The 14,492-nt window shown below is 47.9% G+C and carries 7 protein-coding genes, 1 tRNA gene, 1 rRNA gene and 1 other annotated feature (1 of these 10 cut by a window edge); of the genes, 6 read left to right on the plus strand and 3 right to left on the minus strand.

The genetic code is table 11. The features are described from left to right. The first annotated feature begins 29 nt into the window (after positions 1-29). The 4 genes from J07HQW2_RS10360 to J07HQW2_RS10375 all read left to right on the plus strand — a co-directional run bounded on the left by J07HQW2_RS10360 (position 30) and on the right by J07HQW2_RS10375 (position 8,443). Positions 30-1,772, plus strand: a complete 1,743-nt coding sequence (locus J07HQW2_RS10360; protein WP_394324644.1) for a tryptophan--tRNA ligase — start codon at positions 30-32, stop codon at positions 1,770-1,772. Positions 1,773-1,972: 200 nt separating this feature from the next. Then, positions 1,973-3,526 carry a phenylalanine--tRNA ligase subunit alpha gene (locus J07HQW2_RS10365; protein WP_048075627.1) on the plus strand — a complete coding sequence of 518 codons (1,554 nt, stop codon included), beginning with the start codon at positions 1,973-1,975 and terminating at the stop codon, positions 3,524-3,526. Next, positions 3,526-5,469 (plus strand): phenylalanine--tRNA ligase subunit beta, encoded by a 1,944-nt coding sequence (pheT, locus tag J07HQW2_RS10370; RefSeq protein WP_021055455.1) that lies wholly within the window; start codon positions 3,526-3,528, stop codon positions 5,467-5,469. Before J07HQW2_RS10365 ends, pheT begins: the two co-directional genes overlap by 1 nt. Positions 5,470-5,653: 184 nt before the next feature. Continuing rightward, positions 5,654-8,443, plus strand: a complete 2,790-nt coding sequence (locus tag J07HQW2_RS10375) for a valine--tRNA ligase (RefSeq protein WP_021055456.1) — start codon at positions 5,654-5,656, stop codon at positions 8,441-8,443. A gap of 172 nt (positions 8,444-8,615) precedes the next feature. Here the strand turns inward: J07HQW2_RS10375 and J07HQW2_RS10380 are convergent, their stop codons facing one another. The 3 genes from J07HQW2_RS10380 to J07HQW2_RS10390 form a co-directional block, all read right to left on the minus strand. Then, positions 8,616-9,689, minus strand: coding sequence for a quinone-dependent dihydroorotate dehydrogenase (locus J07HQW2_RS10380; RefSeq protein WP_048075628.1), 1,074 nt, complete (start codon positions 9,687-9,689; stop codon positions 8,616-8,618). Between the two features lie 90 nt (positions 9,690-9,779). Beyond that, a complete protein-coding gene (locus J07HQW2_RS10385) occupies positions 9,780-9,977 on the minus strand; it encodes a hypothetical protein (protein WP_021055458.1) in 198 nt (65 codons plus the stop codon). A gap of 607 nt (positions 9,978-10,584) precedes the next feature. Then, complete coding sequence (locus tag J07HQW2_RS10390; protein WP_048075241.1) at positions 10,585-10,911, minus strand: non-histone chromosomal MC1 family protein; 327 nt, start codon at positions 10,909-10,911, stop codon at positions 10,585-10,587. A 774-nt stretch (positions 10,912-11,685) separates the two neighbouring features. Between J07HQW2_RS10390 and J07HQW2_RS10395 the strand changes: the two genes are divergently transcribed. Next, a 16S ribosomal RNA gene (locus J07HQW2_RS10395) occupies positions 11,686-13,158 on the plus strand. Between the two features lie 374 nt (positions 13,159-13,532). Further along, a tRNA-Ala gene (locus tag J07HQW2_RS10400) sits at positions 13,533-13,604 on the plus strand. 680 nt (positions 13,605-14,284) lie between these two features. Continuing rightward, positions 14,285-14,492, plus strand: a sequence feature (23S ribosomal RNA rRNA prediction is too short) (it continues 93 nt past the right edge of the window).

A 14,492-nucleotide genomic window follows, 5' to 3' on the forward strand; every position in this document is an offset into this window, starting at 1 on the left:
CTGATCCCGAGTCTAATACTGATACTAATATGCACACAGGCTCCAATGATGAGACTCCTAGTGAAGCGACTTCGTCGACAATTACAGCCACAGTAGTCTCTGATGGCGGCACAGCAGGCGCTGAGGGTGCTGATGACGTTACACTCGATCCATGGGGATCTTCAGCCGTCTCAGATTATGAAAAACTGTTTACAGAGTTCGGTATCGAGACCTTTGATGACGTTCTTCCGTCTGTTCCAAACCCACATTATCTCATGCGTCGAGGGGTCGTATTTGGACATCGCGAGTATGGTCCTGTTGCTGAAGCGTTACGGAATAATGACCCTGCTGCTGCCCTTTCAGGATTCATGCCTACCGGTGATCCCCATATCGGACACAAACTTGTCTTTGATGAAATCATCTGGCATCAACAGCGCGGTGCGGACGCCTATGCGCTTATTGCAGATCTTGAAGCACATGCCGCCCGTGGACTAACTTGGAGTGAGATCGACGAGCATGCGCGTAATTATCTTTTAAGCCTTCTTGCGCTTGGATTCGATCCTGAATCAGGTGAAATTTATCGACAGTCTGAGAATCGAAAACTACAGAACTTTGCCTTCGAACTTGGGTCAAAAGCAAATTTCTCCGAATTTGAGGGTATCTATGGATTCGATAGTGAAACAAACGTTGCATATATGCAATCAGTCATCACACAGATGGCTGATATTCTGTATCCACAACTTGAAGAACCAAAGCCAACGGTCATTCCAGTCGGTCCAGATCAGGATCCACATGTCCGGTTTGCTCGCGACCTTGCTGCTCGTATGCGATTTTTCAAAGTTACTGAAGCATATGCAAGCTTTGAACTCACAGACTCTGAACGAGAACTTGTCACTGCTGTCTATGACGAACGTGAACTGTACGCCGAGGACGCGTCTCGACCGCGGTGTGCAGAGGCAGCCACGTGGCTCACCGATCATCTGATGATTTCTACAGGTGAGAGTGGAGAACGTGTCGAAGGCAGTGAGAATACTCAGGACGGTGATACGCATATCTCAATTGATACAGTTGGTATAGTAGTCCCCGATACTGTTGTCGAATCAACTATTGAAAAACTTGAAAACGCCGGTATGGAACCACTTCGCCCACGTGTTCGGTTTCTGGATGCTAATGCAACTGATGAAGCGTTTGATGCTCTCATTACAGCGATCGAGGGTGAGAAACGACGGTATGATGAACATATCGACGCTTTTGAGCTTAGTGCTGCCGATGCAACTGAGTTAGCTCGTGAGGTTGAGACCAATCACGGTGGCTATGGATTTGTGGCACCGTCATCGACGTATCATCGATTCATGACAGGACTTACCGGTGGAAAGATGTCCTCGTCTGTGCCGGCATCACACATCTCGCTTCTTGATGACCCTGAGAAAGGATATGAGAAGGTAAAAGCAGCGACGACCGGTGGTCGGGAGACAGCAGAAAAACAGCGTGAACTTGGTGGTAAGGCTGATGAATGCCCTGTCTATGAATTATTTGCGTATCTACTTGCGAACGATGATGATTTACTTGTAACAGAGGTGTACGACGAGTGTGTGTCTGGAGACCGCCTTTGTGGTAACTGCAAAGAGCAGGCAGCTGAGTTGATGCAGGCGTTCCTTGAAGAACATCAAGAAAAGCGAAAAGAGGTACAGTCATTACTTGACGATCTTGATATCTCACTGACGTCTGATCGACGAAGTATAGCACCGGGTGATACCACCGACACCGACTCGACAGATAACGAAGATAATTAGATTATTTGCTATCAGTAATATTATTTATCGATTATGAATACCGATATCATTCAGTAGTGAATATCACTCCGAATAATATCAACTGAGCAGAGATTGAATTGTTACCCAATCCATATACTGGTCCTGTGCTTCGGAACTGCTAACTAGCGTCCGACCAGTAAACTGGATAACAAGCGGACGCGACAGAGACGATTATGAGTATACAACTTCCTGACCCACAGCTTGCAATTCTCACGACTGCAAGTGCGACCACTGAGACTTCAATTGAGCAGCTCGCGGATGAGACCGACTTAAATCCAACAACAGCAACACAAGCTGCGTTTGAACTTCGCGATGCTGAGTTGCTTACAATCACTGAGACTGAGACAACTCTCTATGAGCTGACAAACGAAGGACGAGAGTATCTCGCCGATGGGCTTCCGGAAATTCGGCTTTATCAAGCGGCGACTGAGATTGATGCTGATGATGCTCCGGTGTCACTTGGATCGGTGATTCAATCAGCAGATCTTGACGATCCTGAGATTGATATTGCGCTGGCGAACTTTGCGCGTAAATCGTATGGATCGATTACTGATGGTGAAATCACTGCCGCACAATCAATTGATCCGAACAGTGACTCAGAGGCGACTGCACTAGCTCATATTGACTCCAATACCGATGCCGGCAAATCTGGGGAGACTGCTCGCGTCGATTCTGATAGCATCGCCGATGTTGATGACTCCGTTGTTGAACAACTCGTTACTCGCAATCTACTCACACGATATACAGAGACGACGCGGACAGTCTCACTCACTGACGCGGGTGTCACCGCCCTGATGGAGGGCGTTGAATCAGTCGAAACGGTTGATCGGCTAACACCTGAACTGATTATGTCTGGTGAGTGGCGCGATGCTGAATTTGCCGAATATAATGTTGAGGCGGACGCTCCTGATGTCCAGAACGGCAAAATACATATTCTTAGACAGACAGCAGAACGTGTTCGAGATGTACTTGTTGGAATGGGCTTTGAGGAAATGGATGGACCACACGCGGATGCGGACTTCTGGATTAATGATTGCCTTTTCATGCCTCAAGATCACCCAGCCCGAACGCACTGGGATCGATTTGCGCTTGATGTCCCACCAATCGATGATCTTCCGACAGATCTTGTTGAAACTGTTGAGTCAGCTCACCGTGATGGCGTTGGTTCTGACGGTGATGGATATCACTCACCGTGGGATGAAGACTTTGCACGGGCGATTGCACTCCGTGGACACACCACATCATTATCAATGCGATATCTCTCCGGTACTGAAATCGGAGAATTTGAACCCCCACAACGGTATTTCTCAGTCGAGAAAGTCTATCGAAATGATACTCTTGACGCAACACACCTTCTTGAGTTCTTCCAGATCGAAGGATGGGTTATGGCTGAAGACCTCTCTGTTCGTGATTTAATGGGTACATTTGTTGAATTCTATGAACAGTTTGGAATCACCGATGTTCAGTTCAAACCACATTATAACCCGTATACGGAACCATCGTTTGAGCTCTTTGGGCAACATCCAAAAACGGGTGAACTGATTGAAATTGGCAATTCTGGTATGTTTCGAACGGAAGTCCTCGACCCACTTGGTGTTGAGTGTGATGTAATGGCGTGGGGACTAGCACTTGAACGACTTGCAATGTTGACCACTGGTGCTGAGGATATCCGGGATCTTCATGGGACTCTTGCTGATCTTGAATTCCTTCGCAACGCGGAGGTGACGTATTAATGCCGGTTGTCGATATCGATATGGATGAACTTAGGAGGCTTACCGGTCATGACGAAAAATCAGATTCGGAATTCAAATCTGACCTCTTTGCACTGGGGCTTGAATTCGAAGGTAAAACGGAATCAGATCTTCTTCAATTCGAATTTGGTCCCGATCGTCTTGATCGCCTTTCTGTTGAGGGGGTTGCACGATCGCTACGATATCACTATGGTGACGATCGTGGTATCGCGGTTCCATCAACAAATAATCCTGAATTCCAATTTATTGTCTCTGATGATGTTCCCGACAGCCGACCCTACGTTACTGGTGCTGTCGCCCGCGGGATTAATCTCGATCAGCGTGCACTTGATTCATTGATTCAATTACAGGAGAAACTACACGCAACAATAGGACGAAAGCGTACAAAAGGGGCGATTGGGATCCATGATCTTACCATGCTGAAAGGGCGTACACTTGATGATAGCGGTCTCGATCTTTCCGGGGGAGCCGGAGGCGGGATGATCGATACCGCCACTGATTCCAGACCCACTGCTGATCGTGCATCAGAGACTTCTGCCTCTGACTCTCCCACACATTCGATCACCTACACTGGTATCGAACCAACAGGCGATACGTTCGTGCCGCTCGACTCAAACCGTGAGCTGACGCCAGCTGCGGTGCTTGATGAACATCCAACAGGCGAAACATATGCAGATATTGTCACAGATTATGACCGATACCCAGCCATCTATGATGAGCTTGGACTGTTTTCATTCCCGCCGGTCATCAACGGTCGTCGAACAGAAGTCTCAGCTAACTCGCGGGATCTCCTGATTGAACTAACCGGAACTGATCAGTGGACAATTGACCGGATGTGTACGATCATTTGTTATGCACTCAAAGCACGCGGTGCGACAATCGAGTCTGTCGATGTTGAATATCCTGATCGGGCTCTTACTCGACCTGACCTCACCGTTGACACAAAGCACATTTCACATGACCGTATCGAGACAATTCTTGGAGTCTCATTTGACACAGCCGAAGTTATTGAACTATTCGAACGTGCTGGACTTGCGGCGACGACCACAGATGATACCACTGCCACTGATACCGCTACTCCAGCGGTAACCTCGGACCGCGACATCGACATTTCTGATGAGTCTCCTGTATACGCTGTTTCAATCCCTCCATACCGCGTTGATGTGCTTCACCCACTCGATTTGGTTGATGATGTTGGTCGTGCGTATGGCTTCGATAATCTTGAGCCGCGATATCCCGATATCGGGACCGTTGGTGGGAGACATGAACGATCTCGACTAGAAACAGTAACGCGAACAGCACTAACAGGACTTGGATTTGAGGATCTATTAAATTTCCATCTGACAAATAAGCCTGCAGTATATGACCGCATGCAGATGAGTCCACTTTCAGCTACTAAATTTGACTCAGCGAATGATGACATAACGCTTGGCTCAGCACCACCTGCTGAGATAACGGATCCATATAGCGGCGATTACACTATTCTTCGACCATGGATTCTCCCATCGCTTATTCAGGTTCTTGAGAATAACACACATCGTGCGTACCCACAGGACCTATCGGAGGTTGGGTTCGTTGCCAATCATGATGATAGTGTCAATACACGTGTTGCCGAACGCCGTCATGTTGCAGGCGCTGTTGCACGTCATGACGCAACCTATGAAGATGCCAAAGCACCGCTTCAAGCATTGTGTCGTGATTTTGATGTTGAACTTCAGACACCCCCAACGACACATCCGTCATTTATCGATGGGCGGACAGCAGCCATCATGATTGACGGTAACTCAATAGGCGTCATTGGTGAGGTACATCCTGAAGTGCTCGTTGAACATGACCTTGCAGTCCCTGTGGCTGCATTTGAGTTTGAACTCACAGCGCTCGGCGCAAACATGTCGGAGCTTCCTGACTCAGAACACATCGAATAACCTACTTACTGCCATCTTGCTCGACTTGGCTGTACTGAATCCCATCTATACGTTACCGATAATATCGTATCAGTACAGTAGAGACAGTATTGAGTATACATGCTCTTGTCTGTAGACTTTGGTTCTCTTGATTCTGTATAATCGAGTGACTTAACACGCCTCCCGCCGGTATTATTGTTTGGTAATGCCGAGCGGAGAATACGACCCCGACGCTGTCGAGACCAAGTGGCAAGATCGCTGGGTCGACGAGGAGACCTATAAATATGCATCTGCCACCGTCAGTGCCTCTGAATCTGGCTTTGACCCACATCTGGCGTCTGAGTCAAAGCCCGAGTCCGAAGCAGCTAATAACTCAGTTGAGGGACCACATGTAGCTACTGAAACTGATCCTGACACTGCATTCTCAATTGACTCTCCACCACCAACGGTATCAGGTAGTCTTCACTGGGGACATGTCTATGGGTTTACGCTGCAGGATTTCGTGGCACGATTTAGACGAATGCGTGATTCAGATGTGTTCTTCCCGTTCGGATATGACGATAACGGGATTGCCTCTGAACGACTTGCTGAGGATGAACTTGACGTCCGTCATCAAGAGTATGAACGTCGCGAATTCCAGCAGATGACTCGAGAGGTATGCCAGCAATATGAATCTGAGTTCACTGAAAAGATGCAACAACTGGGCATCTCTATTGACTGGAATCAGACGTATCAAACAATCTCACCGAATGCAAAACGGACGTCACAACTATCATTTATTGATTTATACGAACAGGGTCGTGAATATCGCAAACGCGCTCCGACTATTTGGTGTCCTGAGTGTGAAACAGCGATCTCACAAGTCGAAACGGAAGATGACGAACAACCAAGTCATTTCCACGACATTGCATTCGATCTTATCGACGACTCTACAGCCGACTCTGCAGATACTACAGGCACATTTACAATATCAACCACGCGCCCTGAGTTGTTACCTGCGTGTGTGGCAATCTTCGTTCATCCTGACGATGATGACAAACAGGATCTCGTCGGTGCTGATGCCCGTGTGCCTCTTTTCGATCAAAGAGTCCCGATAATCGCAGATGAACGCGTCGAGATGGAAACTGGGTCAGGAATCGTGATGTGTTGTACCTTTGGTGACCAGACAGATATTGAGTGGTACCAAGCACATGGTCTTGACCTTCGTATTGCTATTGACGAATCAGGGACAATGACGGATGTTGCGGGCTCATACAGTGGTCTTGACTCAACTGAAGCTCGTGAATCGATCGTCTCTGACCTTGCAAATACTGATGCACTCTTAGATCGTCGAGAAATTACACATACAGTAAATGTGCATGAACGCTGTGGGACGAATATTGAGTTTCTTGTCAAAGACCAGTGGTATGTTAAATTACTAGACAAAAGAGATGAATATCTCACCGCTGGTCGGGAGATGGAGTGGTATCCCCAGAAGATGTTCACACGATATAAAAACTGGATTGAGGGTCTTGAATGGGACTGGGCTATCTCTCGGCAACGCTCTTCAGGCATTCCGTTCCCTGTCTGGTATTGTGATTCATGTGAACATGTTGTTGTTGCTGAAAAAGAATCATTACCCGTTGATCCGCTCAGTGATGACCCTCCAATAGAATCATGTCCTGAATGTGATCATGACACCTTCGTTCCCGAAAATGACGTCTTTGACACGTGGGCAACCTCATCGCTCACACCACTCATCAACGCCGGTTGGGATTGGAATGATGATGTCGAGACTATCGAATTTGACAATCCGTCATTATACCCATTTAATCTTCGCCCACAGGGACATGACATTATCTCATTTTGGCTCTTCCACACCGTCGTTAAGTGTTATGAACACACCGGACAGGTTCCTTTCGATAGTGTGATGATCAATGGAATGGTTCTTGATGAAAATCGTGAGAAAATGTCGAAATCAAAAGGAAATGTAATCGCCCCTGATGAGGTTGTTACAGAATATCCTGTTGATGCTGCGCGATACTGGACGGCTGGATCCGCGGTAGGTGATGACCTTCCATATTCAGAAAAAGGCATTCGTGCTGGTGAGAAACTGCTTCGAAAATTATGGAATGCATCAAAACTTGTTGAAAATCTCACCGCCGACGCACCCGACCCTGCAACGATGTCTCACACTGATCTTGAAGCGATTGATCGGTGGCTTCTCGCTCGAATCGATACTGAAATCAATCGCCTTACCGAAAAATTCGAATCACGCGAATTCTCAAAAGCTCGAGACGGTCTTCGCAGCGTCTTCTGGCATACATTTTGTGATGATTACCTTGAAATTGCAAAACAACGAATCCGAGAAGGCAACACTAGCGATGCTGCCGCTGCATATACATTGACAGTCGCACATCGTCGGTTTCTCAAACTTTTCGCCCCAATCCTTGCACACGCAAGCGAGGAACTGTGGCACGATATGTATGTCACACAACCCGCTTCCGAAGCAGACGAGGCTTCGAGCACAAGTATTCACCGCCAGTCATGGCCGAAACCACTTGGTATTGATGCTGACGTTGATGCCGGTGAAGCAGCGATGTCGGTTGTTGGTGCGCTTCGAAAATACAAAAGTAACGCACAACTTTCGATGAATTCGGCACTTGATCGAGTTCTTGTATGGGGAAATATCGACGGTTTTGAGTCTGATATTGCGGATGTCATGCATGTTGAAACAATTGAATCACTCAATGAACGACCATCAATTGAATCCGTTGTTACTGGCGTTGATCTTGAGTACTCGCTTGTTGGTCCTGCCTTTGGCAATGCCGTTTCGGATATTGAGTCGGCTATTGAATCAGGAGAGTATGAAGTCGTCAATGGTAATCTCCATGCGGGGGATATAACGCTTGATCCTGAGATGTTCACTATCGAAAAACGTAGACAATATACTGGTAGCGGCGAGATGCTTGATCTTGATAATGATGATGTAACTGTCATCGTTCAGCATGGTTGAATCAAAATCTAAATCTACTCGCCAAAAATCTTCATCAACCAATCTCTATTATTAGTCCCGTTTGATCCCATGTTACCATTCAAATAAACACTCCACAAAGACCATACTCTCACTGACAATTTATATAGAATGTAACTGTGTACCTTCGTCCGGCTAAAACTAGTTTCATAAATTATAGATCTGCACCAATGGCTGACTCGATTGAATCAAATCCATCATCCTTGAGCAATTGGAGCAACCCTGCATTAATATCACGAGCAAGTGTCGGTCCCTGATACACTAACCCAGTATATAACTGCACGAGGCTTGCACCCGCTCGAATCTTTGCGTATGCCCCTGCTGCGTCACTTACTCCACCAACACCAATAATAGGAACATCTGTCCGCTCTGCAACGGCTCGCACTAATCTTGTTGCTTGATCTTCGAGTGGTGCACCTGAAAGTCCTCCACGCTCTCCTTGCTTGACGGATTCAAGACTCTCAGGACGCTCTGTAGTCGTATTGGTCGTTATCACCCCATCAAGATTAAATATATCAACAAGATCCATAACATCTTCAACTGCACCGAAAGAGAGTTCTGGTGCAAGCTTCACTAACACCGTTTCTGCGCCAGCATCGGTGAGTGCATCTATAATCCTGCTGAGCGAATCACGCTGTTGTAGCTCCTGCATTCCCTCACTGTTTGGACATGATACGTTGACTGCAACATAATCGGCACCTTCTGCGATCTGTTTATATGTATACTGATAATCTGCTGGCGCCTCGTCAGTTGGTGTTGATTCCGATAGTGCAATATTCACACCAATTGGACCATCGTAATCAATCTCACGCCGATGATTGGACAATCGCTCACCAATCACATCTGCACCGTGATTATTCAACCCCATCCGATTAATCAATGCTTCATCCTCTACCAGCCGAAACATCCGAGGACGTCCATTTCCTGACTGTGCTACAGCAGTAACCCCACCCACCTCTACATGTCCGAATCCAAGCGCTCCAAGAATACTAGGCAACTCAGCGTTTTTATCAAATCCAGCTGCGACACCTACAGGATTATCAAATGACTGCCCAAACGCTTCAACTTGGAGACGATCGTTATCAACCCGAAACTGATTGCTAAAACCACGTTCAATTGGTGTCTGCTGGACAGTCTCTAACCCAGTGTGGACAAGCCGATGGGCTGTTTCTGGTGGTAGCGCAAATAACACTGGTCGAAACGCGCGATAAAGCTGTCTAATTACCACCTCGGACACCCCAACAGAATATTCGAATGCAGATACGAATCTACGAATACGTGTAAATACATATGAAACTCTATAGACCTCATTAGTTATTCAAAAATCGTGTTCAACTGATTCTGGGTTGGCCTTTTGAATGATGATCTTCCCATCTCGGACCCGCACGAATACCTCATCACCAATCTCCATCCCAGCAACGGTGAGCTCATCCTCATGTAGATTTACATGAACATTATGATACTCGCCATTTTCATCTTTCGCGCCACTTGGGCTAAGCTTCTTTTTCCGGACCATCGCGGGTATCTACGCTGAGACTCACCGTAGCGCATACATAAGTGTTGTTTATACACGATGAAAATATCTCTACATGCAGGTGACAAATCTGAGCTATCCGAAACCGGATCTATTTTCTGGCTAAACCCTTCTGTGGCTCATCACTTCTTGACCTATATGAGCAATCCAGACCCGCTGTCATACTATATTCACATAGCTAAGGCGGAGTAAACGAACCAGCCATGTTCTCACCTATTATTTATCATCGACGAATAAAATCATCAGACAAGCAAGACATATACTGATATTATGAGGAGTATCTGTTTTACTAATATCGAAGTACTGTACTGCTGCTTGATATGACTAACAACGATCTATAAACTGTTGCGCGGTCGGAGGCCGACACATCATCCCTCGCATTGGACGGTCGGTCAGATCGGGTAATAACCGCGCATTATCAACTCATTGGAGGGCACTCAAATGCATATCGACACTCATGCACGCAGAAATACACGAGGTAATCGACTCTATCCTATTATCACCAACATTACCGATCAAATACACTGATCGTATGATTCATAAAAAAGCCTACTCACCACAGTTATCACGTGTGTGCGCACCCATTCACTCACTCAAGATGCTCAATCTCTTGCTTTGAAACATTTCCTTTGGTGACTGTTGATATCTCACCTTCCATCCAATCAGGCTTATCATTGGGTGCATCGTCCATCCATGCCCATGCATGATAGACGTGTATACGATCTGTCCCACGTTCAAGCAATCTGATTTTTGTTGGATTACTCTTAGCTGCAGACTCGTTTTCATACTCATCATATCCTTCCAGTCGCCGTGCAGCCTTCAACGCTGCCTGCCTTGGCATTCGTCCAGTAAACTGTCGGGTCTTTTCACCATCTTCGAGCATCACGAAATTTCTTTTTCCGTCTTCACGTACCATGGTCACGTACCCTATGTCACGCGAGCACACAATATAATATAAATATATCGGCGTAAATTCGCTCTGTAACACGGTTTTCACTGTCATACCGTCTAATTATAACAACATTGTATCAAAATTATACAATGAAAAAATAAAATCATACTTGCAGTGAATCTGCAATAGTAATGCGTTATATGGATGCGTGGTGTGAAACCGTATGACGGGACGGTGTTAGTTCGACGAGTTTTTATGTTCGACTACCATTGCTTGTAATACGCGGAAACGTACCAGGTCTCCTGGTACTGACCCTGTTGGCAGAGATGGTCTGCTCAACTAGGTTCTCTCCGACGACGCTTGGATCTGACAACGCAATGATGTCGATGGACTTATACCATTCTATCCATTACGTTCTGATCCGAAAGAAATGAGGATTCCACCCCTGCGGTCCGCCGTACAGACGGAATCTGATGTTAGCTTTGGTGGTTCGGTGATACCTGTCTGGTGTCTCCGAACCACTCGGACCATGCAATGGTACTGCTAACTCGTCAGCTGATACAATACAATCGAATCGAATCGTACCGTATCGAACGAGCTGACACAGTACAGTACAGTACACTCACATAACGTGACGGTTCGTGTGTAACCCGTCAGTCAAGGTAACTTATCTCGACTGACACACCGTGACACTCCCACATCAGGATATGTGTGACTGTCACATCGGTGATTCGTTACCACGAATCCCGCCACCTTTCCCTCCTCACAGTCTGTCTTACACACGCTGTGAGGACTCCCATTCCGGTTGATCCTGCCGGAGGTCATTGCTATCGGAGTCCGATTTAGCCATGCTAGTCGCGCGAGTTTAGACTCGCGGCACCGAGCTCAGTAACACGTGGCCAAACTACCCTACAGATACGGATACCCTCGGGAAACTGAGGTTAACCCGTCATACCGATCTCAGGCTTGAATCGCAGAGATCACTAAACGCCCCGGCGCTGTAGGATGTGGCTGCGGTTGATTAGGTAGACGGTGGGGTAACGGCCCACCGTGCCCATAATCAGTACAGGTTGTGAGAGCAAGAACCTGGAGACGGAATCTGAGACAAGATTCCGGGCCCTACGGGGCGCAGCAGGCGCGAAACCTTTACACTGCACGCACGTGCGATAAGGGGACTCCGAGTGCGAGGGCATATCGTCCTCGCTTTCATGTACCGTAGGGTGGTACATCAACAAGGGCTGGGCAAGACCGGTGCCAGCCGCCGCGGTAATACCGGCAGCTCGAGTGATGACCGATCTTATTGGGCCTAAAGCGTCCGTAGCTGGCTGGGTAAGTCCGTCGGGAAATCCACTCGCTCAACGAGTGGGCGTCCGACAGAAACTACACAGCTTGGGACCGGAAGGCTCGAAGGGTACGTTCGGGGTAGGAGTGAAATCCTGTAATCCCGCACGGACCACCGATGGCGAAAGCACTTCGAGAAAACGGATCCGACAGTGAGGGACGAAAGCTAGGGTCTCCAACCGGATTAGATACCCGGGTAGTCCTAGCCGTAAACAATGTTCGCTAGGTATGACACAGGCTACGTGCCTCTGTTGTGCCGTAGGGAAGCCGAGAAGCGAACCGCCTGGGAAGTACGTCCGCAAGGATGAAACTTAAAGGAATTGGCGGGGGAGCACTACAACCGGAGGAGCCTGCGGTTTAATTGGACTCAACGCCGGACATCTCACCAGCTCCGACTACAGTGATGACGACCAGGTTGATGACCTCATCACGACGCTGTAGAGAGGAGGTGCATGGCCGCCGTCAGCTCGTACCGTGAGGCGTCCTGTTAAGTCAGGCAACGAGCGAGACCCGCACCCCTAATTGCCAGCAACAATTTCGATTGGTTGGGTACATTAGGAGGACTGCCAGTGTTAAACTGGAGGAAGGAACGGGCAACGGTAGGTCAGTATGCCCCGAATGAGCTGGGCAACACGCGGGCTACAATGGTCAAGACAATGGGTTGCTATCTCGACAGAGAACGCTAATCTCCGAAACTTGATCGTAGTTCGGACTGAGGGCTGAAACTCGCCCTCACGAAGCTGGATTCGGTAGTAGCCGCCTTTCAGCAGAAGGCGACGAATACGTCCCTGCTCCTTGCACACACCGCCCGTCAAAGCACCCGAGTGAGGTCCGGATGAGGGTATCATAGATACTCAAATCTGGGCTTCGCAAGGGGGCTTAAGTCGTAACAAGGTAGCCGTAGGGGAATCTGCGGCTGGATCACCTCCTACTGACCGGGACTAGATCGACGTATCTAGCCCACGCACGCAGACGCAGACGCTAGACGTAGACGTAGACGTTTTCCGTGAGACTCACACTATCATACGATACGATACTACCAGCACCATCGATTATTGGTGCTGACATTGGTATTGGTACTGATACTCTCACACCTACATAACATGAAACACACGACATAGACCGTTCACGTTCATGTTCATCACACACTGTATACGATGCGATGTAAGACGACAGTACACAGCATCACAGTGTGCATACAATGCACGGTCCGAGTGCGAGTGAAAGTGGAGAATGAGAGCGATTATCCACATCTACATCCACACAGACGCCAGACAGGCACCCAAGAACCACCAAAGCTAACCGGGCCCATAGCTCAGCGGTAGAGTGCCTCCTTTGCAAGGAGGATGCCCTGGGTTCGAATCCCAGTGGGTCCACTCCGACGATCCGAATCTGAACATCCCATATCTCGCGTTTCGCGTCTAATCACTCGAGATATCTTGTTCACACTCGAATCGGATCGACAATCCGAACTGATGCACCATTCCGTGAAAGCGTGATTGGGAAGGGTTCGATGAACGCGTCAGTCACCACTGACCGTTCCATGACAACCGTATGTACGCGTGTAATCCAGACGCCCACTGAACCCGTTCACACGGGCTCCAACGTGGACGTCTCTTGACAACACAACACAATGTCACAAACAACGACAACGACAACAATTACAGACACAATTCATCGACTGTCACGATTGATCTGTCCGTGTCCGTGTCCGCGTCGCGTGCCCGTGATCGTGGCTGTATTGTATTGTATTGTATCCTGTCACCACACTCACCGTGAGTCTGACTGACGATCCGATACAAGCTAAACCACGATACGATCGAACGGCGCAACGCGACACGACGCTGACACTGACGATCATAATCACGACTATCATGAATTGACACTGACGCTGATTTGATCTGATCATGATCTGATATGACACTATGTTATATCAGATCACCTTAGATCATCTTAGATCACATCGTCTGGTCCCGTCTCAACTCTGAGACGACATAAGACGATACTATACTATATTATACTATACTATACTGGCTACTGTACTGGCTGGTGAATGGCTCGGCTCGAGAGCCGATGACGGACGTGCCAAGCTGCGATAAGCCTGAGGGAGCCGCACGGAGGCCAAGAACTCAGATCTCCGAATGGGAATCCCCACTGCAATTGCATCTCGCAATAGGGACGCCCCGAATTGAAACATCTTAGTAGGGCAGAACAGAAAGCACCGCGATATCGTTAGTAACCGCGAGTGACACGACCTAGTCCAA

Origin of the sequence: Haloquadratum walsbyi J07HQW2 (assembly GCF_000415985.1) — an archaeon.
GTDB lineage: Archaea > Halobacteriota > Halobacteria > Halobacteriales > Haloferacaceae > Haloquadratum > Haloquadratum walsbyi_B.